The sequence below is a fragment of the Streptomyces sp. ST2-7A genome (assembly GCF_021390475.1).
Lineage (GTDB): Bacteria > Actinomycetota > Actinomycetes > Streptomycetales > Streptomycetaceae > Streptomyces.
In genome coordinates, this window is the sequence record NZ_JAJUWS010000041.1 from 40,351 (window position 1) to 60,638 (window position 20,288).

A 20,288-nucleotide genomic window follows, 5' to 3' on the forward strand; every position below is an offset into this window, starting at 1 on the left:
TGCCCGGGTCGGTCCCCCGCTCATGCGCGCCGGGGACCGGCGACGGAGGGACGAGCATCCGGCGGCGCGCGACACCGTGGCGCGCGGCCGGCGGACCCGCGGGAGCGCGATCGTGGAACGGCAGGGGGCCCCGGCCGGGGCGGGGGCGCCGATGATCGGGGTGAGCACCTACCTGGAGCCGGTGGCCCGGTGGGGTGCCTGGGAACTGCCCGCGGCGCTGTTGCCGGCCGACTACCACCGGCTGGTGCAGCGGGCCGGTGGGAGGGCTCTGCTGTTGCCGCCCGATCCGGAGCCGGGGGCGGCGCGGGCGGTGGTGGAGCGGTTGGACGGCGTCGTGGTGGCGGGCGGTCCGGACGTGGACCCGGCCCGGTACGGCGCCTCCCGGGATCCGCGGACCGGTCCGCCCGCGCACGAGCGCGACGTGTGGGAGTCGGAGCTGATCGCGGCGGCCCTGGAGGCGGATGTGCCGTTGCTGGGTGTGTGCCGGGGGATGCAGTTGATGAACGTGGTGCTGGGCGGGACGCTGGTCCAGCACCTGGACGGCCACGCGGGCGCGCCCGGCACCTGGGAGACCCATCCGGTGTGCCCGGTGCCGGGCACCCGGCTGGCGGGGTTGCTGGGGACAACGGTCTCCGAGGTCGCGACCCACCACCACCAGGCCGTGGACCGGCTCGCCGAGGGGCTGGTGGTCTGCGCCCGGGCGGGGGACGGGACGGTGGAGGCCGTCGAACTGCCCTCCGCCGGGTTCGCGATGGGGGTGCAGTGGCACCCGGAGGCCGGGGAGGACCTGCGGCTGATGGAGGATTTGGTGACCCGGGCCGCCGCCCGCCGGTCAGGGGCTCCCGAGGCCGGGGGCCGGTCTCCCGGCGGGCGGCAGCGGGTCGAGCAGCGCGGCACCCAAACGGTGGGGCGCCTCCACCAGTGACGGCCCGTACCAGGTGAGCGAGCGCCCGTCGACGAGGGCGGCGGGCAGCTCCGGGAAGGCCTCCGGGCCGTCGCCGGGCCCGAAGGCGTACGGCTCGTCGGGGAGGACCACCAGGCCGGCGCCGGCGGCGCGCAGGTCGGGCAGCGGAACCCGGGGGTAGCGGTCGGAGGCGTCGGCGAAACGGTTGCGCGCCCCCAGCCGGGAGAGCAGGTCCCCGGCGAAGGTGTCCCGCCCCAGCACCATCCACGGTCGGCGCCAGATCGGCACGATCACCGGGGCGTCGACCACCGGTCGGACGGCGTGCCAGTTCTCGCGCGCCTCCTCCCACCAGGCGGGGCGGGGCAGTCGGCAGCCGGTCACCAGGACCCGTTCCAACTCGGCGAGGGCCTCATCGAGGGTGCGGATCACGGTGACCAGGACGGTGAGTCCGGCGGCCCGCAGCGCCTCGAGGTCGGTGGGCCGGTTCTCCTCCTCGTTGGCGACCACCAGATCCGGCGCGAGGGCGAGGATCCGCGCCGGGTCGGGGTTCTTGGTTCCGCCGATCCGCTCGGCCGCCAGGTCGGCGGGGTGGGAGCACCAGTCGGTGACGCCGACCAGCGACTCCGGCGCGCAGGCGGCGATCGCCTCGGTGAGCGAGGGCACGAGGCTGACGACCCGGTGCGGGGCGGGTGTCCGGCGTTCGCGGGTCATCGGGTCGCCGCCGCGGTGTCCGCGGACACCTCCGTGCCCACCTCCGCCTCGACCCCGGCGGGGGTCTCCGGGGTGTGCAGCAGGGCCGGACCGGTCACCACCAGGCCGGTGGGGTCACCGGGCCGTACCTCCACCGTCCCCGGGTGGCGCACCTCCACCGGGCGGTCCAGGCCGGGCACCCGCACGGTGACCACCGCGTCGTGGCCGTAGAAGTGGACATCCACGACCGTGCCCTCGACCGCGTCGGCGGTTCCCGGCGCGCGCAGGAGGAGCTGTTCGGGACGCAGCAGCACCGTGATCGGGGTGCCGCGCCCCGCCGGTGACGCCACCGGACCCGTCGTGGCGGCCGGGGTGGCCGGCGGGAGGAGGATCTCGCCGAGCGGGGTGTCCGCCCGGTCCCCGGCGGTCCCCTCCACCGATCCGGGCAGCACGACCGCGTCACCGACGAAGCACGCCACCCGGGCGTCCACGGGATGGTGGTAGAGCCGGCGCGGATCGTCCTGCTGGACCACCCGGCCGTCGCGGACCACGGCCACCGAGTCGGCGACGGAGAGCGCCTCCTGCTGATCGTGGGTGACCAGCAGGGCGGTGGCCCCACCTGCCCGGAGGGCGGCACGCACGTCCGCGCGCAGGCCGGTGCGCAGGGAACTGTCCAGGGCGTTGAAGGGTTCGTCCAGCAGAACGAGGGCGGGACGGGGGGCCAGGGCCCGGGCGAGCGAGACCCGCTGTTGCTGACCGCCGGAGAGCTCGTGCGGCATCCGACGGCCGTGGTCGGCCAGGCCCACCAGGTCCAGCATCTCCGCCACCCGACTGCGGCGCGCCGCCCGGGACAGGTCGGTGAGGCCGAAGGCGATGTTGCGGGCGACGTCCAGGTGCGGGAAGAGAGCACCCTCCTGGGCCACGATGCCCACCGCCCGCCGTTCCGGCGGGACGTGCGTGCCGGGACCGGTCAGCACCCGTCCGCCGACGGTGACGGTACCGGCGTCGGCACGCAGGAAGCCGGCGACCACCCGCAGCAGGGTGGTCTTCCCGCAGCCGGAGGGACCCAGCACGGCGACCAGACCGCCGGCCTCGGCGTCCAGGTCCAGGCCGCGCAGGACGGGTCCGTCGGGGCCGTGGGACTTCACGAGGCCGCGGACGCTCAGGTCGTTCACGAGCGGTGTCTCCCCAGGAGGTGGGCGGGAACGGCGGCGATGAGGATCAGCGCCAGGGCGTAGGGTGCGGCGGCCGCGTGGGCCTGGTTCTCGGTATGGGTCCACAGCCGGGTGGCGAGGGTGTCCATGCCGCTGGGGCGCAGCAGCAGGGTGAGCGGCAGCTCCTTCATGATGACCACGAAGGTCAGTGCCGCGCCGGCGGCGACACCGGGGGCGGCCAACGGCAGCGTGACCCGTCGCAGCACGGCGAGCGGTCCGTGCCCCAGGGTCCGGGCGACGTCCTCCAGAACGGCCGGTGACTGCTGGACGGCGGTGCGCACCCCGGTGACCGCCAGCGGGAGGAAGAGCGCCGCGTAGGCGATGACCAGCAGGGGGTATTCCTGGTAGAGCGGTCGGGCATAGCGCACCGAGAGGAAGACGAAGGCCAGGGCGACCGTGATGCCCGGCAGCGCGTGGGCCGCGTACGCCGCCTGTTCCAGCGCCCGGGAGGCGCGGGTGCGGTATCTCGCGGCGATCACGCCGACCGGCAGCGCCAGGAGCGTGGTGAGGGCGGCCCCGGCTGCGGCGACCGCGATCGTGGTCCAGGCGGTGGCGGCGAGGGCGGCGGGCTGCCAGGTGGCGGAGGAGCCGGTGACGATCCACCACACCAGAGTGCCGACGGGCAGCAGCACCGCGGCGGAGGCGACCGTCGCGCACCAGGCCAGGGCGAGGGGGGCGAGCCTGCCCAGCGGAACCCGTCGGGGCGGGCGGGCCGCCCCCCGGCCGACGCCGGCGGGTTCGCCCCGACCCCGGACCCGCCGCTCGGCGGCCACCAGCAGGAGGGTGATGACCACCAGGACGCAGGCGAGCGCGGCGGCCGGGGTCCGGTCGAAGCTGGCCCGGTAGGACATGAAGATCGCCCGGGTGAAGGTGTCGTACCGCATGATCGACACGGCCCCGAAGTCGGAGACGACGTAGAGCGCGACCAGCAGCGCCCCGCCCAGGGCCGCCGGGCGCAACCCGGGCAGGGTGACCCGCAGGAAGACGCCGGTCGCGGAGTGGCCCAGGGCCCGGGCCGCCTCCTCACGGGCTGGGTCGGAGACCCGGAGCACGGCGGCGACCGGGAGGAAGACGTAGGGGAAGCAGGCCAGGGAAAGAGCGAGGACCGCCCCGGTGAAACCGCTCGCGCCGGGCACCGCGGAGAGCCAGCCGAAGGCCATCACGTAGCTGGGGACCGCCAGCGGCAGGGTGGCGGTCATCGTCCACAGCCGGGCGCCGGGCAGGCGGGTGCGCTGGGTCAGCCAGGCCAGCGAGACACCGAGCAGGAGGGTGATCAGCACGACGGTGAGGGTCAACCGCAGGCTGTTGCCGAGCAGTTCCAGGGTGCGCGGGGAGACGACGATCTCCCGGGCGCGGTCGGGGCCGTGCTCCAGCGCCCGCACACCGAGGTAGACCAGGGGTAGCAGGGCGAAGGCGGCGGTCAGGGCCGCCGGGACGGCGAGGACGAGGGGGATCCGGCGATCCCCCCGGTACCGGCGGCGCCGGGTGGGGGCGGCGTCCGGGGGGACGAGGGGCGCCCGCCCGGCCGACACCGTGGTGTCGTCCGGGCGGGCGGGGACCGTCGGGGACGATCGACCGGGCGTGCTCACGACCCCCTCAGACCATTCCGGCTTCCCGGAGCAGTTCCAGGGTCCGCTCCAGGGAGTCCAGGTCGGTGAGGTCGATGTCCGGGGCCTCGATGGACTCCAGCGGGGGCAGCCCCTCCACCGGGCTGGTGACGCCGGCGGCCAGCGGGTACTCCTTGGTCTCCTCCGCGAAGTACAGCTGGGCCTCCTCGGAGAGCAGGAAGTCCACGGCCTTCAGGGCCGCCTCCTCGCCGTCACCCCGGGCGGTGACACCCACGCCGGCGACGTTGATCAGGGAGCCGGGGTCGCCACCGGACAGGAAGTGCAGGCGGGCGTCGAGGTTCTCCTCGCCCTCCTCGGCGGCCTTGGCGAACCAGTAGTAGTGGTTGATCAGGCCGAGGTCGATCTCACCGGCGTTCACCGCGTCCAGGATGGCGCCGTTGCGCTCGTAGACCTCGCCGTGCTCCCGCAGGTCGGTCAGCCACTCCAGCGCGGCGTCCTCCCCCTCCAGGACGCGCAGGGCGGTGACGAAGGACTGGAAGGAGGCGTTGGTCGGCGCGTAGCCGACGCGCCCCTCCCAGCGGGCGTCGTTGAGTTCCCGGTAATCGGTGGGGAGTTCGGACTCCTCGACGTTCTCGGCGTTCCAGACCACGACCCGGGCACGGCCGGAGATCCCGATCCAGTCGTCGGCCGAACCGCGGAAGGCCGGCTCCACCTCCTCCAGGGTCCCGGCGGGCAATTCCCGCAGCAGGCCCTCGCGGGAGAGCGCGCCCAGGGCTCCCGCGTCCTGGGCGATGAACAGGTCCGCGGCGGTGCGGTCGCCCTCCTCCATGAGGGCGGCGGCGAGTTCGGCGGTGTCACCGTAGCGGACGGTGATGTCCAGCCCGGTGGCCTCCTCCATACGGGCGATCAGGGGATCGATGAGTTCTTCGTTGCGGCCGGAGTAGACGGTCAGTTCGCCCGTGTCCCCGGCCGTCGCCTCGTCGGTGCTCCCGTCGGTCCCGGCGGATTCGTCGGTGCCGCAGGCCACGAGGGTGGTCAGCAGCACCGCAGCCCCGGTGAGGGCGGCGGCTGTCCGGCGGTGGCGTCGCATGACCAGGCCTTTCTGTCGGCACGCCCGGGAAGGGCGTGTCGCGGATGGCGCCGCCCGCGGAGGAGGGGCGCCGTTCTCCGGGTGGTTCCCGGACCACCCCATCAGTAAGGTAACCCTCACCTAAGCGTCAAGGGTGTGGCTCACACTCCCGGTATCGATCGATCAACGAAACCAACCGGTGTTCCGGCCGTGCGACGTCGGCCCGGATGACGATTCGTCAACCGCCGTGTCCGGCGCACCCGCGGACGACGGCTCCCCCGGACCGTCTACCCCGACCGTCGGACCCGTGCGGCATGATCGGGCCATGAGCGCACCCACCGCCCCCGGGCCCGACACGGCCGCCGACACCCCGCCTCCGGGGTCGGCGCCACTGATGCTGCTGGACACGTCCTCGCTGTACTACCGCGCGTACTTCGGTGTCCCCGAATCGGTGCGCGCGCCCGACGGCACGCCGGTGAACGCGGTGCGCGGCCTGCTCGACTTCATCGCCCGCCTGATGGCGGATCACCGCCCGTCCGGGCTGGTCGCCTGTCTGGACACCGCCTGGCGACCGACCTGGCGGGTACGGCTGATCCCGTCCTACAAGGCGCACCGGGTCGCCGAGGGCACCGGAGTCGGGACCGGAGCCGGCGGGACCACCGGGAACGCCGCCGGGGAGGCCGAGGAGGCACCGGACTCCCTCCTCGCGCAGGTCCCGATCATCCACGAGGTGTTGGACGCCCTGGGGATCGCCCGACTGGGCGCGACCGACCACGAGGCCGACGACGTCATCGGCACCCTCGCCCGTCGGGCCGACCGACCGGTGCTCGTGGTCACCGGTGACCGCGACCTCTTCCAGCTCGTGGACGACGCGCGGGAGGCGCGGGTGCTGTACCCCCGCAAGGGCGTGGGCGACTGCGACGTGGTCACCGAGGAGGTGGTCCGCGAGCGGTACGGCGTCCCGGCGTCCCGGTACACGGACTTCGCGGTCCTGCGCGGCGACCCCAGCGACGGACTGCCCGGCGTGCGCGGCATCGGGGACAAGACCGCGGCCCAACTGCTGGTGGAGTACGGGGACCTGGCGGGGGTGCGGGCCGCGGCGGACGATCCGGCCACCCGGCTGACCCCCGCCCGGCGTCGGAATCTGCTGGCCGCCGCCGACTACCTGGACGTCGCGCCCCGGGTGGTGCGGGTGGTGGACGACCTGCCGCTGCCGGCGATCGATCCGACCCCGCCGACCGCCCCCGCCGACCCGACTGCGTTGTCGGAGCTGGCCGACCGGTGGGGTCTGGGCGGCTCGCTGCGCCGAGTGGTGGAGACCCTGGCCGCGCAATCGCCCCGCTGAGCCGACGCCACGGCTCCCCTTCCGCCCCGGCCCACCGGGGCGGAAGGGGAGCCGATCAGCCCACCGAGCTGTAGGCGACCACGCCCCGCAGCAGCGACTCCACCGCGCGACGCGCGGCACGCGGCACGGTGCTGTTCTCCGCCGGCGCGGCGGCCGCGACCTGCCCCAGCACGTCGATGACCTGCTTGCACCAGCGCACGAAGTCACCGGCCGGCATGTCGGCCTCCCGCAGCACCGGGTCCAGGCCGTCGCCCCGGGACCACCGGTACACCGGCCGGGCGAACCCGGCGTCCGGCTGCCGCTGGCCCACGCCCGCCGTCTGCGCGATGCGGTGCCGCTCCTCCAGGTCGTCCAGCCGGCTCCAGATGACACCCATCTCGTCCAGGGCGTGCTTGACCCGGCCGCCGGGCGGTTCCGGCGCCAGGGCGTCGTCGACGTTGCGCGCCTCGTAGACCAGCGCCGACACGCACGCGGCCAGCTCGGCCGGCTCCAACCCCTCCCAGACGCCTTCCCGCAGGCACTCCCCGGCCAGGAGATCCAGCTCGCCGTGGAGCCGGGAGAGCCTGCGGCCGTGGACGGTGACCTCGTCCCCGCTCAGGTAGTCCAGCTCGGTGAGCAGGGCGTGGACCCGGTCGAAGGTGCGCGCGATGGTGTTGGTGCGGCCCTCGACCCGGTCCCGCAACTGACCGGTCTCCCGGGTCAGGCGCTGGTACCGCTCGCCCCATCGGGCGTGGTCCTCCCGCTCGTCGCAACCGTGGCAGGGATGGGCGCGGATCGCCGTGCGCAACTCGGTGATCACCGGGTCCTCCGCCGCGTCGGACCGCCGACGGCGCTGCCGTTCCGGCTCGTGGTGACCGGCCCGGGTGCGCAGCGCGGAGGCGAGGTCGCGTCGGGACTGCGGGCTGCGGGCGTTGAAGGATTTGGGGATCCGCATCCGGTCCAACGGCTCCACCGGCACCGGGAAATCGGCCTCGTTGAGCCGCTTGACCTGGCGTTGGGCGGTGAGCACCAGGGGGCGGGGCCCCTCCCCCGGCTCCCGGGTCCACCGGCCCTCACGGTGGCCGTTGCGACCACCTCCCGGGACACCGGGGTCCAGCACCAGGGCCAGCCCGGCGAACTTCCCGGCCGGCACGTGGATGACGTCACCCGGCCGCAACTTCTCCAGCGCGTCGGCCGCGGCGGCCCGCCGCAGTCCGGCGCCCCGGCGGGCCAGTTCGTTCTCCCGCTCCTTCAGGCGCCGGCGCAGGTCGGAGTACTCGGCGAAGTCCCCCAGGTGGCAGGTCATCGCCTCCAGGTAGCCCTCCAGGCCCTCCTCGTTGCGCTGCACGCGCCGGGCGAGCGCGACCACCGAGCGGTCGGCCTGGAACTGGGCGAAGGACGCCTCCAACAGTTCCCGGGAGCGCTCGCGCCCGAACTGGGCGACCAGATTGACCGCCATGTTGTAGGAGGGACGGAAGGAGGAGCGCAGCGGGTAGGTGCGGGTACCCGCCAGGCCGGCCAGGGCGGCCGGGTTCATCCCGCGCTGCCACAGCACCACCGCGTGGCCCTCGACATCGATGCCGCGCCGTCCGGCCCGGCCGGTGAGCTGGGTGTACTCGCCGGGGGTGATGTCGGCGTGCTGCTCGCCGTTCCACTTGACCAGCTTCTCCAGCACCACCGAGCGGGCGGGCATGTTGATGCCCAGAGCGAGGGTCTCGGTGGCGAAGACCGCCTTGACCAGCCCGGCGACGAACAACTCCTCGACGATCTCCTTGAAGGTGGGAAGCATCCCGGCGTGGTGGGCGGCGATGCCGCGCTCCAGCCCCTCCAGCCACTCGAAGTACCCCAGGACGTGGAGATCCTCGTCGGGGATGGCGGTGATGCGCCGCTCGACGGTCTCCCGCACCCGGGTCCGCTCGGCGGCGTCGTTCAGCCGCAGGCCGGAGACCAGACACTGGCGCACGGCGGCCTCGCACCCCGCCCGGCTGAAGATGAAGGTGATGGTGGGCAGCAGACCGTCGGCGTCCAGCCGGTCGATGACCTCCGGGCGGCTCGGCGTCCACACCCGGGCGCGCTGCCGGCGCTCCCGTTCCCGATCCGCCTCGCGCCGGGGGCGTCCCCGGCCGTCGCGTGCGAAGGGGCGGGAGTGCTCCATACGGGCCATCCGCTCCAGGTCCGGATTGACCTCGCGCCGCCCGCCGCGCTCCTCGAACAGGTCGTACAGCCGCCGGCCCGCCAGGACGTGCTGCCACAGCGGTACCGGACGGTGCTCGGAGACGATCACCTCGGTGTCACCGCGCACGGTGTCCAGCCAGTCGCCGAACTCCTCGGCGTTGGAGACGGTCGCGGACAGCGAGACGAGGGTGACCGATTCGGGGAGGTGGATGATGACCTCCTCCCACACCGCGCCCCGGAAGCGGTCGGAGAGGTAGTGCACCTCGTCCATCACCACGTACCCCAGGCCGTCCAACGCCCGGGAGTTCGCGTACAGCATGTTCCGCAACACCTCGGTGGTCATCACGACCACGGGCGCGTCGGAGTTCACACTGTTGTCACCGGTCAGCAGACCGACCCGCTCGGCGCCGTGCCGCGCGGCGAGGTCGGCGTACTTCTGGTTGGAGAGCGCCTTGATGGGAGTGGTGTAGAAGCACTTGCGGCCCCGGGCGAGCGCCAGGTGGGCGGCGAACTCGCCGACCACCGTCTTCCCCGAACCGGTGGGAGCGGCCACCAATACGCCCTTACCGGCCTCCAGGGCCCGGCAGGCGTCGAGCTGGAATGGGTCGAGGGGGAAGTCGTAGCCCTCCCGGAAGGCGTGCAGTTCGGTCGCCCGTTCGGCCGCGCGCCGTCGGGCGAGGGCGTACCGCCGGGCGGGCGACAGGTCCTCGAGAAGCTCTCCGTCCGGGTCGTCGGGGGGTGCCTCGGAAAAATCGGGCGGGGGGCCGGCAGCGGAACCGGTCTGCGGATTCGCGGTCCGGAAGTGATCGTCGGTCATGGTCATTCGAGCCTACCGGCCCCGGCCGACAACCGGCGGGGAATTGCGCGCCGGGTCGGAAACCGCCGGTGGGAGCCGTGAGGACGCCCCGGGGCCCGGAGGACCCGGTGGGCGGGGGGGGTACGGGAACCGGGGAGACGATGGTGGGGCGGGCGGTGCGCGGCAATCCATCCGCTCCAGGTCCGGATTGACCTCGCGCCGCCCGCCCCACCGGTTCGTCGGGTCCGACCGGACCCGTCAGGTCACGTCGTCCCAGCCGCCCGGGCGTCGCCCGTCCGCCCCGCCGGGATCGGGCGCGGGGTCCGTCCGGTCCGGAACCCCGATGGGCGAGGGGGTCAGGTCGATGTCGGAGGCCTCGTCGTCGGAGAGATTCGCGTCCGGGTCCCGACGGCGCCGACGGCGGTCGTTGAGCAGGGAGATCCCGACCGCGACGAAGTACAGGGCGGTGACCGGGATGGCCAGCGCGATCATGGAGACCGGGTCGGTGGGGGTGACCGCGGCGGAGAAGATCGCGATGCCGAGCACCATCCCCCGCCACCAACCCAGCATCCGCTGCCCGCTGACCACGCCGCCCAGGTTGAGCAGGACCAGGACGAGCGGCAACTCGAAGGCGAAGCCGAAGGCGATGGCCATCCGGACGATGGTGTCCAGGATGTTCTCCACCGTGACCAGGTTCTCGGCGCCCTCGGGAGTGAAGCCGAGCAGCACCACGATGGCCCGGGGCAGCAGCCAGTACGCGAACCAGCAGCCGGTCAGGAAGAGCGGCACGCCGAAGGCGACCACGGCCCGGGTGTACTTCTTCTCGTGCTGGTGCAGGCCGGGCGCCACGAACGCCCACATCTGGTACAGCCACACCGGCGAGGCGATGACCAGGCCGGTGAAGAGGGAGACCTTGATGTAGGTGATGAACGGTGAGGTCAGACCGTCCATGGTGAGCGACGCGCAGGGGCCGTCCAACTCCTCGGGCGGTGCGCCGCGCGGGCAGGCGGGCAGCGGCGCCGTGAGCACGTTCATGATGTCCTTGGCGAAGAACATCGCGCCACAGGTGATGACGACGATCACCCCCACGGCGATCGCCAGGCGGTTGCGCAACTCCCGCAGGTGCTCACCCAGGGGCATCCTGCCCTCGGCGTCGCGTTCGCGGGCGGCGCCCCGACCGCGACCCTTGCGGGCTTTCGCCCCGTCATCCGTGTGTCGGTTGCGGATCGACCCGAGCACCCCTCGTCCTCATCTCGTGCGGAGTCCCGGCCGGCCCGTCCGGTCGGACCGGCCGGCCCCGTCTGTGCCGGAGTCCCGACCGGCCCGGCGGGTCAGGCCTGGTGGGTGCTGCTCCGCGGCTCCTCGACCGGTCGGCCGCCGGTGATGTCACCGGGGGCGGCTTTGATGGTCTTGGGGGCGGGCGGCGCCTGCTGCTCGTCCGCCTCCGGGGCGGCGGGCGGGTCGTTCTTCATCGCGCCGGTCTCGCTCTTGAGGATGCGCAGCGACTTGCCCAGCGCCCGCGCCGTGTCGGGCAGCCGCTTCGCGCCGAAGAGCAGCACCACGACGGCGAGGATGATAACGATCTGCCACGGTCCGATCTGGCCCATATCCGTCTACCTTCTCCATACGGGGCTGCGCGGGGAGGTCCCCGGTGTCGGAGAGGCCGGCCGGTGGTCCGGATCCCCGCCTCGGCGACACGCTGTGCACGCCCGGCAATCCTAACGCCCGGGGGTGAACACCGGGCAATGCCCGGACGTCGCCGATTGTGCGCGCCGCCGCCCGCCGGGTGACGGCACCGGCCGGGACGGGCGGGACGGGGGTGGGTTCCCGGAAGCCGGAGGCGCGGGGAGCTGCCCCGGGCGGGTGCGCGGGGCGCGGGCCGCCCGCCGCGCGACGGTGTCCCGGGGGCCGCGGAATCGGGAGAGGAACCGTCGGGGACGGGGGCGTCCGTGATCGTGACCCCCGGCCCGGCCCTCCCGGCCCCGGTCGGGATGCCGTTCGCGCACACCCGAGCCGTTGGCCTCGGTCCCGTCGAGGGGAACGGGGGAGGAAGGGTGGGGCCGGGGGGCCGGTGGGTACGTGGGGAAGGTCTCAGCGCGAGGTGTCGCCGGCCCGGTACTCGGCGCGCAGCTCGGCGCCCTTGCGCACGGCGGGCCCGGCGACCCGTTCCAACTCCTCGGCCGCTCGCCCGATCCGCTCCGAGCTCCCGGCCACCGCCCGCGAGAAACGGTTCACCTCCAGGCCGACCCGGACGGCGAGGACGCCGAGCACGGCGACGCCGCAGAAGGCGAGGGCTACGTGGAGCATCGGCCAGAACATGCCCCGGAGACTACCGGGCGTTCACCCGGACGGCGGGCCCGGCCCACCGGGGCGCGGCGCGATCCGGAACGCCGCGATCGGGTGATCGGGACGCTCACCGGGGCCCCGCCGGCGCGCGCGTGCCGCCGGGATCACCCCGACCGCGTCACTCGTAGGCCGCCAGGGCCTCCCGGGCCGCGGTCACCGCGCTCTCGGCCAGCTCGGGCGGGGAGACGATCCGACCGTCGCGCCCCAACCGCAGGGCCAGCCGGCGCAGTCCCGCCGGATCGGCGGTGCGCAGGGTGATCCGCAGTCCGTCGTCGGCGAGTTCCTCGGTGCTCTCCGGCTGGTAGTACTCCGCCACCCAGCGCCCCCCGGGGCCGACCTCGACGACCACCTCGGGGTCGTCGGGGGCCGGTTGCACGAGGCCCGCGCCCAGGTCACGGGGCTCCAGCGCCGGCGGTTCGGCCGGGGCGTCGAGCACCTCGATCCCGGCGATGCGGTCCAACCGGAAGGTGCGGCGCGCCTCGGAACGGCGGCACCACGCCTCCAGGTAGGTGTGGCCCGGGGCGATCATCCGGATGGGGTCGACCTCGCGCTCGGAGACGGCGTCGCGCCCCGGCGAGTAGTAGCGCAACCGCAGCCGACGGCGCTCGGCCAGCGCCCGCTCCACGTCGGCGAAGACCTCGCCCTCGGACTCGAAGGTGACCGTCAGCCGCGAGCTGGCCCCGGCGGTCTCGCCGGCCGCCTCCTCCAGCTTGGCGGTGGCGGTGAGCAGGGCTTCACGGTCGCCCTCGCGCAGACCCGGCAGCGCGGCCACCGCGCGGGCGGCCACGAGCAGGGCCGTGGCCTCGTCGGCGGCCAGTCGCAGCGGCTCGCGGGCTCCGTCGGAGACCGCCTCGGCGTTGTGCCACCAGATCTGTTCACCGTCGGTGTCGATGTCCAGGAGGTCGCCGCCCCGGTAGCTGATCCCGCACATGGGCAGCAGCCGCAGGTCCGAGATCAGGGTCTCCTCGCCGACGCCGAAGGCGCGGGCGACCTCCTCCACCCGGGCGCCGGGGCGGTCGCGCAGGTAGGTGACCAGGGACAGCATCCGCCGGGTGCGGTCGATGGCGTTGGACGCCATGTGGGTGCCTCTTCTCCGCTGCTCTCGTTCGTCATCCGTCTCCCGGCTCCCCCGGCACGGGGCGTCCGGTGTGGTCAGCCCTTGGCCACCGCGCGCAGGCGGTCCACCACGTCGGCCCGCAGGTCGGCCGGTTCGAGGACCACCACGTCGGGGCCGAACTCCGCGAGCCAGGCCCCCAGCCCGTGGCCGTGCGGGATCTCCAGCTCGTCCCAATCGTCGTCGATCCGTCGCGTCCCGTGGGCCCTGGCCCGCAGGGGGTAGCCCCGATCGGTCCGCAGCCGGATCCGGGCCCGGCCCAGGGGCTTCTCCCCCGCCCACGCCGCCACGGCCTCACGGATCTCGACCCGGTCCGGGACCGGCGCGGTGAAGGAACCGGCGCGGGAGGTGACCCGCCCCGTGATGCGGGAGAGCCGGAAAACCCGACGGTCGCCCCGGTCCCGGTCCCAACCGGCCAGGTACCAGTGACCGTGCCAGCACTCCAGCGCCCACGGCTCCACCTGTCGGGTCCCGGGGCGGGCGGCGGTGGACTTGCGGTAGGGGAAGGTGACGGGGCGGCGCTCCCGGCAGGCGATCATCAGCGGTTCGAAGGCCGCGTCACCGCCGGGGATGCGGGGCTCCAGCACCCAGCCGGACTCGCGTTCGGCGTCGGCCTCGGGCATCCCGGCCGCGCGCAGTTTCTGCAGCGCGCCACTGGCCGCGCCCGCCAGCCGGGCCTGCTGCCACACCCGGGCGGCCAGCCCCAGGGCGGCGGCCTCCGCGATGTCCAGGGTGATCGGGGGCAGGCGGTTGCTGTCGGGGCGGGCGACGTAGGCGGTCTCGCCCTCCACGCTCTCCACGGTCTCGATGACCATGCCCAGTTCGCGGAGGTCGTCCTTGTCCCTCTCGAACATGCGGTTGAAGGCGTCCTCGCCGGACACCTCCAGGTACGCCTCGATGGTGGCGCGCAGCTCGCGCTTGGTGAGCGGCCGTCCGCTCCCGCGCAGGCACAGCGCCAGATTCATCAGCCGCTCGGCCTTGGGAATCGCCATCGCCGATCCGCCCTCTTCTTCGTGGAACACCCCGGTGACCGACCGTACCGCCATCACGACCCCGGGCGAAAGTTCGGGCCCGTTCCCCCGGTCGGGGGAACGGGCCAGGGGTCCGATCCCCGCGTCCCGGGGGCACCGGGAACGTCGGGAACCTCGGAGGGAAACGGCCCGGCGGACCGCCTCAGACGGAGACCAGGTCGCAGACGAAGATCAGCGTCTCGCCCGGCTTGATGGCGCTGCCCGCGCCGCGGTCGCCGTAGGCCAGGTGCGGCGGGATGACCAGCTGACGCCGGCCGCCGACCCGCATGCCCTGCACCCCGCGGTCCCAGCCGGCGATGACCTGCCCGGCGCCGAGTTGGAACTGCAGCGGACGACCGCGGTTCCAGCTGGCGTCGAACTCCTCGCCGCTGCCGAAGGACACGCCCACGTAGTGGACGGAGACGGTGTCACCGGCCTTCGCCTCCGGGCCGTCCCCCTGCACGACATCGGTGATCTGCAGGTCGGCCGGGGGCTCGCCACCCGGGAAGTCCACCTCGGGCTTGGTGTTGCTCACGCGTTGCTCCTGTGATGTGTGCGTGGGTGGTGGCCGCGACGGTGTCGCACCGGTCACCGGTGGGGCCGCCGCGGGGTTCGCGCGGGTTCGGCGCGCGGAGGCGCCGGGGTGCGCCGCGCGTGCTCCCGGCCCCGGTGGGGCGCCGGGAGGACCCGCCGGCCTCCCCCTTCCGGGGGTGGGGCCCGCGGGAGACGGGGGCGGGGACGGGACCGGCGCGGTACGGCTCGGTGAGCGGTCCGCGTCCCCGGGTGCCGGGGCGGGGCCCCGGGTCAGACGGCGTCCAGGATGTCGACGACGAAGACCAACGTCTCCTCCTGCAGTTCGTGGCCCTCCGCGCCGCCGTAGCCCTGCTCCGGCGGGATGACCAGCAGCACCCGGTCACCGACGTTGCTGCCGACCAGCACCTCGTCCCACCCCTGGATCACCTGGCCGACGCCGATGCCGAACTTGGCGGCGGCCTCGCGGCTCCAGGAGGAGTCGAAGACCTCGCCGTCGCTCCAGGCGGCGCCGGTGTACTGGGCGATGAGCTGGGTGCCGGCCTCGACCTCGGGCCCGTCGCCCTCGATGAGGACCTGGGAACGCAGCTCCCGCGGCGGGTCCTCGCCCTCCGGAACGGTGATCACGGCGGGCTCGGTACCGTCGGCCTCGACCTCGGGCATGCCCTCCTCGACGGGGGCCTGCTCGCCCTCGGCCCGGCCCTGCGCGTCGATCACGGTGACCACGTCGTAGACGAAGACGACACTGTCGTCCTCCTCGAAGCCGAGCTGGGTGGCGATGTCACCGATCAGCTCCACGGCCGAGCCCTGGACGACCACCCGGCTGCCCTCGTTGACGCCGATCAGCGGCTCGGTGGCGGCGGGCGGCAGCAGGTCGTCGACGTTCACCCGGAGCGCGGCGTAGACCGGGTCGCCCTCCTCGGCCTGCTGCTCCTCCCCGCCCTCGGGGTCGGCGACCATCGGACGCCAGGTGTTGACGAGGTCCTCCTGCTCGGAGTCGGGGGACCGCACCAGCAGGCCCGCCCGCAGGTAGTCGCCGTCGGACACCTCCGGTCCGTCGCCCTGCACCAGGACGTCCACCCGGGTCTCGTCGGACCGCTCGGCGTCGTCCTCGACGCCGACCTCGGGCTCCTCACCCATGTCGCCGGTCACCGTCGCGACCGGCCAGGACGCCGTCGCGCTCTCGCCGTCGTCGACCTCGGATTCGGCGTTGCCGCAGGCCGCGGTCAGCAGAAGGGCCGGGACGGCGAGTGCCGCGACGAGGCGGTGTGCTCTCTTCGTGGGGGTCATCAGTCCAACTCGCGGTAGAGGGGGTGGGGGCGGAACCCTCCGGTCCCGCCCCACCCTACGGCTTCACCCGACGAAGCCGGCGTCACTCGCCCCGGGAGGCACGCGATTGCCCGGATCACATCCCCGCGATGAGCTTCTCCACCCGCTCGTCGACCGAGCGGAAGGGGTCCTTGCACAGCACGGTGCGCTGCGCCTGGTCGTTGAGCTTGAGGTGCACCCAGTCGACCGTGAAGTCGCGGCGCTGCTCCTGGGCGCGACGGATGAAGTCGCCGCGCAGTCGGGCCCGGGTGGTCTGCGGGGGCACCGACTTGCCCTGGAAGATCTTCAGGTCGTTGCACACCCGCTTGGCCTGCCCGCGCCGTTCCAGCAGGTAGTACAGACCCCGTCGACGGTGGATGTCGTGGTAGGCCAGGTCCAGTTGGGCGACCCGGGGGTTGGACATGGACAGACCGTGCTTGGCCCGGTAGCGCTCGATCAGGCGGTGCTTCATCACCCAGTCGATCTCGGTCTCCACCCGGTCCAGCCGCTCCTCACGGACGGCGTCCAGGGTGCGGCCCCACAGCTCCAGCACCCGGGCGGTGATACCGGTGCGGGCACCGCGACGCTCGCAGAAGTCCAGCGCCTTCTCGTAGTACTCCTGCTGGATCTCCAGCGCGGAGGCCTCCCGACCGGTGGCCAGGCGCACCTTGCGCTGCCCGGTGATGTCGTGGCTGACCTCGCGGATCGCCCGGATGGGGTTCTCCAGGGTGAGATCCCGCATGACCGTGCCGGCCTCGATCATGCGCAGCACCAGGTCCGTGGCGCCCACCTTGAGCAGCATGGTGACCTCGGACATGTTGGAGTCGCCGACGATCACGTGCAGCCGGCGGTAGCGCTCGGCGTCGGCGTGCGGCTCGTCACGGGTGTTGATGATCGGACGGGAACGGGTGGTCGCCGAGCTGACCCCCTCCCAGATGTGCTCGGCGCGCTGGCTGACGCAGTACACCGCGCCGCGCGGGGTCTGCAGGACCTTGCCCGCCCCACAGATCAGTTGGCGGGTGACGAGGAAGGGGATGAGGACGTCGGCGAGGCGGGAGAACTCGCCGTGCCGGGCCACGAGGTAGTTCTCGTGACAGCCGTAGGAGTTGCCGGCGGAATCGGTGTTGTTCTTGAACAGATACACGTCACCGGCGATGCCCTCCTCGTGCAGCCGGCGCTCGGCGTCGACGAGCAGACCCTCCAGGATCCGCTCGCCCGCCTTGTCGTGGGTGATCAGCTCGATGACGTTGTCGCACTCGGGAGTGGCGTACTCGGGGTGCGAGCCCACATCGAGGTAGAGCCGGGCACCATTACGGAGGAAGACGTTGCTGCTGCGGCCCCATGACACGACGCGGCGGAAGAGGTACCGGGCGACCTCGTCCGGGGACAGCCGACGCTGTCCCCGGAAGGTGCAGGTGACCCCGTACTCGTTCTCCAGCCCGAAGATTCGGCGGTCCATGAGTGAACAGTACGCCCGGGGACGCCCCGGCAAACCGGCTCCGACGCGCCGGAGGGGATCATTTCCGGGGGCCGGCCGCTCCCCCGGTGGTTCCGACGCCCCCGGCACCCCCCGCGCCCGGCGCGTCGGAGCCGAGCGGGAGCGCCGGTTCGGTGGGGGCGGCACCGGGAACCGGCGCCACGGCGGTCCCCGCGACCGGTGCCGTACGCCGCACGGGCGTGCCCAGCACCCGACGGGTCGCCACCAGGACCAGTACCGCCGCCACACCGCCGACCGCGGAGACGGCGAAGCCGGCGTCCGTCCCCCAGCGTTCCAGGATCGGGCCGGCGGCGGCGGTACCCAACGCGGAGCCCACCCCGAAGGTGGTCACCAGCCACGAGAAGGCCTCGGTGACGGTGCCGGTGGGGGCGTGCCGGTCGATGACCACGAACGCGCAGGCCAACACGGGCGCCAGGAAGAGTCCGGCGAGCGCGGCGAGCGCGGTCATCGGGACCAGCGAGTCCGGGGCCAGCGGCAGGGGCAGATACCCCACGGCCAGGGCGACGACCAGCAGGCGCAACCGCCGCTCCGGCTCCCCGCTCCAGTGCCGGGCCCCGTACAGCAGACCGCCGAGCAGGGCACCGGCGCCGAGACCGGAGAGCAGCCAGGTGGAGGCCAGTTCGTCACCGCGCACCTCCGCCCAGGCCACCGCGGCCACGGCGATCGCGCCGAGTGCCGCGCCGATGAAGAAGAACGCGCCCAACAGCGACAGCAGGCCGGGCGAGCGCAGGGCCCCGAGCCAGTGCGCCTCGCGCGGGGCGCTGCGCCAACGACGGGAGGGTTCGGAGACGACCACGGAGAGCGCCCCCAGCACGCCGAACGCGTTGATCACCAGGAGGGCGACGGCCGGGGACCAGACCCCCGCCAGGACCAGCACCACCAGGGGGCCGGCGGCGAACATGATCTCCTGTGCCACCGCGTCCAGGGCGTAGGCGCGGTGCAGCATCCCCTCACCGCGCAGGACGCTCGGCCACAGGGCCCGCAGCCCGCCCTCCAGGGGCGGGGTGGTCAGGCCGGCGACCAGGACGGCGGCGTGGGCGAGCGGCAGCGGGTCCAGGCCGGAGACGGCGAAGGCGCCCATGGCCACCGCGGAGACGAGGGCCGAGGGGAGCATCACGCGTGGCTGGCCGTACAGGTCGGCCAGTCGGCCGAGCAGGGGCTGGCCCACGGCGGTGGCCAGGCCGTAGAGCCCGGCCAGGAGACCGGCGAGGGGGTATCCACCGCCCTCGGCCCGGACGAAGATCACGATCGCGAGCGCGGCGGTGCCGTAGGGCAGGCGTCCCACGAGGGTGCCGACGAGCAGTCGGGTCGTGTGCCGGGCGCGCAGCAACTCCAGGTAGCCGGTGGCCATCGGGGGTCCTCCCGAACGGGCGCCGGTCGGGCGCGGGTCCCGACGCGGGAGGCCGTGCGCGTCCTGCGCGTCATACGTATAACCGAACCCGTCAAACGTAGCATGGGGCGCTCCCGACGGGAGCGCCGAACGGGCGGCCCCACCGGGAACGGCCGGAACGGCACGCACGGCACGCCACGGGACGGACGCCGGGAACGACAGGGGATGGGGCGGATGAACCGCAGGAGCGACTCGGCGACGGGGGACGACACCTCGACGAGCCCACTCGCCGCCTCCCCCGCCGGACCGGCGGGATCGACGGGACCGGCGGGGTCCTCCCGACCCACCAGTCGGGATGTCGCCGAGCGCGCCGGGGTCTCCCAGGCGACCGTCTCCCTGGTCCTGCGGGACCGCTGGCGGGGCCGGGTCTCCCCGGCGCGGGCCGAGGAGGTCCGGGAGGCCGCCCTGGAACTCGGCTACCGGCCCAACCTCGCCGCCCGCCGACTGCGCAGCGGGGGCACCGGCACGGTCCTGCTGGTGGTCCCGGCCCTGACCAACGAGTTCTTCGCCCGGGTGCACGCCGGCGCGGCCGCCGTCGCCGCCGAGCGGGGGATGAGCGTGGTGCTGTTCCCCTCCCCCGAGGGCATCGGCCCGGCACCCGACCCCTTCGCCTCGGCCGGCGCCACTCTGGACGGTGTGATCGCCTCCTCGATGGCCTCGCACGCGCTGCGGGCCCTGCGCGGTGGCGGTCTGCCCCTGGTGATGCTGGACAGCGACCCCGAGGACAGCGAGGCTGCGGCGACGGTCAACCCCGACGTCCCCGAGGGCCTGCGGCGGGTGGGCCGGTACCTGCTGGAGGTCGGGCACCGACGGATCGTCCACCTGGCCGCCGACATCGACACCTGGACCTTCCGGGCGCGCGGGCGGGCCCTGGAGGCGGAACTGGCCGCCGCGGGCCGCTCCCTGGCGGGAAGGGCCCGGGCCGTGCTGGACGTGCGGGAGGCGGCGGTCGTGGCGGAGGGGCTGCTGTCCGCCCGCCCCCGTCCCACCGCAGTGGTCTGCGACGACGACGTCCTGGCCGCCGGGGCGTGCAAGGCCGCCCGCAGGACGGGGCTGCGGGTGCCGGAGGACCTGTCGGTGACGGGAGTGGACGACCTGGCGCTGGCCACCGCGGTGGAGCCGGAACTGACCACGGTGCGACTGCCCGCCGAGGAGATGGGCGGAGCGGGGATGCGGGCACTGCTGGAGGTCCTGGCCGGCGGCACGCCGGGCACCCGGGTGCTGCCGGTGCGGTTCGTGCCGCGCGGGTCCACCGGTCCCGTGCCGACCGGAGCGGGATGACCTCGTCGGCCGGGCCCGGCCGGGCGGCGGGTGCATCGGGGCGGGGGGGGGGGGGGGGGGGGGGGGGGGG

General features: G+C 74.1%; 17 protein-coding genes. 3 read left to right on the forward strand and 14 right to left on the reverse strand.

Features of this window, described 5'->3' with window-relative positions; genetic code table 11:
- Positions 1-151: 151 nt before the first annotated feature.
- On the forward strand, positions 152-925 hold the full coding sequence (locus LZF96_RS21230) for a gamma-glutamyl-gamma-aminobutyrate hydrolase family protein (RefSeq protein WP_233875460.1): 774 nt from the start codon (positions 152-154) through the stop codon (positions 923-925).
- On the opposite strand, the gene LZF96_RS21235 is transcribed toward LZF96_RS21230, so the two are convergent.
- From LZF96_RS21235 to LZF96_RS21250, 4 genes are read right to left on the reverse strand one after another with little or no spacing between them, the layout of a single operon-like run.
- Entirely contained in the window at positions 833-1,615 is a 783-nt protein-coding gene (locus tag LZF96_RS21235) for a helical backbone metal receptor (protein WP_233875423.1), read from the reverse strand. The two genes, LZF96_RS21230 and LZF96_RS21235, sit on opposite strands and share 93 nt — an antisense overlap.
- A complete protein-coding gene (locus LZF96_RS21240; RefSeq protein ID WP_233875425.1) occupies positions 1,612-2,769 on the reverse strand; it encodes an ABC transporter ATP-binding protein in 1,158 nt (385 codons plus the stop codon). Before LZF96_RS21240 ends, LZF96_RS21235 begins: the two co-directional genes overlap by 4 nt.
- The gene (locus tag LZF96_RS21245; RefSeq protein WP_374203298.1) at positions 2,766-4,397 is read right to left on the reverse strand and encodes an ABC transporter permease; all 1,632 of its coding nucleotides are present in this window, start codon (positions 4,395-4,397) and stop codon (positions 2,766-2,768) included. The genes LZF96_RS21240 and LZF96_RS21245 overlap by 4 nt, the downstream gene beginning before the upstream one ends.
- Before the next feature lie 7 nt (positions 4,398-4,404).
- Positions 4,405-5,466, reverse strand: a complete 1,062-nt coding sequence (locus LZF96_RS21250) for an iron ABC transporter substrate-binding protein (protein WP_233875427.1) — start codon at positions 5,464-5,466, stop codon at positions 4,405-4,407.
- A 373-nt stretch (positions 5,467-5,839) separates the two neighbouring features.
- Between LZF96_RS21250 and LZF96_RS21255 the strand changes: the two genes are divergently transcribed.
- Positions 5,840-6,790: a 5'-3' exonuclease gene (locus LZF96_RS21255; protein ID WP_233875466.1), complete on the forward strand. Its 951-nt coding sequence runs from the start codon at positions 5,840-5,842 to the stop codon at positions 6,788-6,790.
- A 55-nt stretch (positions 6,791-6,845) separates the two neighbouring features.
- Here the strand turns inward: LZF96_RS21255 and LZF96_RS21260 are convergent, their stop codons facing one another.
- The 10 genes from LZF96_RS21260 to LZF96_RS21305 all read right to left on the reverse strand — a co-directional run bounded on the left by LZF96_RS21260 (position 6,846) and on the right by LZF96_RS21305 (position 18,898).
- Positions 6,846-9,761, reverse strand: a complete 2,916-nt coding sequence (locus LZF96_RS21260) for an RNA helicase (protein ID WP_233875429.1) — start codon at positions 9,759-9,761, stop codon at positions 6,846-6,848.
- A gap of 237 nt (positions 9,762-9,998) precedes the next feature.
- Positions 9,999-10,880, reverse strand: a complete 882-nt coding sequence (gene tatC / locus LZF96_RS21265; RefSeq protein ID WP_267941199.1) for a twin-arginine translocase subunit TatC — start codon at positions 10,878-10,880, stop codon at positions 9,999-10,001.
- A 191-nt stretch (positions 10,881-11,071) separates the two neighbouring features.
- Positions 11,072-11,347 (reverse strand): Sec-independent protein translocase subunit TatA, encoded by a 276-nt coding sequence (tatA, locus tag LZF96_RS21270; RefSeq protein WP_233875434.1) that lies wholly within the window; start codon positions 11,345-11,347, stop codon positions 11,072-11,074.
- 484 nt (positions 11,348-11,831) lie between these two features.
- Positions 11,832-12,059, reverse strand: a complete 228-nt coding sequence (locus LZF96_RS21275; RefSeq protein WP_233875436.1) for a hypothetical protein — start codon at positions 12,057-12,059, stop codon at positions 11,832-11,834.
- A 145-nt stretch (positions 12,060-12,204) separates the two neighbouring features.
- Complete coding sequence (locus tag LZF96_RS21280; protein ID WP_233875438.1) at positions 12,205-13,164, reverse strand: YafY family protein; 960 nt, start codon at positions 13,162-13,164, stop codon at positions 12,205-12,207.
- Positions 13,165-13,238: 74 nt separating this feature from the next.
- A complete protein-coding gene (locus tag LZF96_RS21285; RefSeq protein WP_233875440.1) occupies positions 13,239-14,192 on the reverse strand; it encodes a YafY family protein in 954 nt (317 codons plus the stop codon).
- A gap of 181 nt (positions 14,193-14,373) precedes the next feature.
- Positions 14,374-14,745: an FKBP-type peptidyl-prolyl cis-trans isomerase gene (locus LZF96_RS21290; RefSeq protein ID WP_233875442.1), complete on the reverse strand. Its 372-nt coding sequence runs from the start codon at positions 14,743-14,745 to the stop codon at positions 14,374-14,376.
- Between the two features lie 269 nt (positions 14,746-15,014).
- Positions 15,015-16,031, reverse strand: a complete 1,017-nt coding sequence (locus LZF96_RS21295) for an FKBP-type peptidyl-prolyl cis-trans isomerase (protein ID WP_233875444.1) — start codon at positions 16,029-16,031, stop codon at positions 15,015-15,017.
- 115 nt (positions 16,032-16,146) lie between these two features.
- Positions 16,147-17,508, reverse strand: coding sequence for a Pup--protein ligase (gene pafA / locus LZF96_RS21300; RefSeq protein WP_233875448.1), 1,362 nt, complete (start codon positions 17,506-17,508; stop codon positions 16,147-16,149).
- Positions 17,509-17,566: 58 nt separating this feature from the next.
- Complete coding sequence (locus tag LZF96_RS21305; RefSeq protein ID WP_233875450.1) at positions 17,567-18,898, reverse strand: MFS transporter; 1,332 nt, start codon at positions 18,896-18,898, stop codon at positions 17,567-17,569.
- A gap of 213 nt (positions 18,899-19,111) precedes the next feature.
- On the opposite strand from LZF96_RS21305, the gene LZF96_RS21310 reads away from it, so the two are divergent.
- Positions 19,112-20,218 carry a LacI family DNA-binding transcriptional regulator gene (locus LZF96_RS21310; RefSeq protein WP_233875452.1) on the forward strand — a complete coding sequence of 369 codons (1,107 nt, stop codon included), beginning with the start codon at positions 19,112-19,114 and terminating at the stop codon, positions 20,216-20,218.
- Positions 20,219-20,288: the final 70 nt, after the last annotated feature.

Coding starts and splice junctions, on each gene's coding strand:
- LZF96_RS21230 (WP_233875460.1), top strand. CDS start 152: ATGATCGGGGTGAGCACCTACCTGGAGCCGGTGGCCCGGTGGGGTGCC.
- LZF96_RS21235 (WP_233875423.1), bottom strand. CDS start 1,615: ATGACCCGCGAACGCCGGACACCCGCCCCGCACCGGGTCGTCAGCCTC.
- LZF96_RS21250 (WP_233875427.1), bottom strand. CDS start 5,466: ATGCGACGCCACCGCCGGACAGCCGCCGCCCTCACCGGGGCTGCGGTG.
- LZF96_RS21255 (WP_233875466.1), top strand. CDS start 5,840: ATGCTGCTGGACACGTCCTCGCTGTACTACCGCGCGTACTTCGGTGTC.
- LZF96_RS21260 (WP_233875429.1), bottom strand. CDS start 9,761: ATGACCGACGATCACTTCCGGACCGCGAATCCGCAGACCGGTTCCGCT.
- tatC (WP_267941199.1), bottom strand. CDS start 10,880: ATGCCCCTGGGTGAGCACCTGCGGGAGTTGCGCAACCGCCTGGCGATC.
- tatA (WP_233875434.1), bottom strand. CDS start 11,347: ATGGGCCAGATCGGACCGTGGCAGATCGTTATCATCCTCGCCGTCGTG.
- LZF96_RS21275 (WP_233875436.1), bottom strand. CDS start 12,059: ATGTTCTGGCCGATGCTCCACGTAGCCCTCGCCTTCTGCGGCGTCGCC.
- LZF96_RS21280 (WP_233875438.1), bottom strand. CDS start 13,164: ATGGCGTCCAACGCCATCGACCGCACCCGGCGGATGCTGTCCCTGGTC.
- LZF96_RS21285 (WP_233875440.1), bottom strand. CDS start 14,192: ATGGCGATTCCCAAGGCCGAGCGGCTGATGAATCTGGCGCTGTGCCTG.
- LZF96_RS21295 (WP_233875444.1), bottom strand. CDS start 16,031: ATGACCCCCACGAAGAGAGCACACCGCCTCGTCGCGGCACTCGCCGTC.
- pafA (WP_233875448.1), bottom strand. CDS start 17,508: ATGGACCGCCGAATCTTCGGGCTGGAGAACGAGTACGGGGTCACCTGC.
- LZF96_RS21305 (WP_233875450.1), bottom strand. CDS start 18,898: ATGGCCACCGGCTACCTGGAGTTGCTGCGCGCCCGGCACACGACCCGA.
- LZF96_RS21310 (WP_233875452.1), top strand. CDS start 19,112: ATGAACCGCAGGAGCGACTCGGCGACGGGGGACGACACCTCGACGAGC.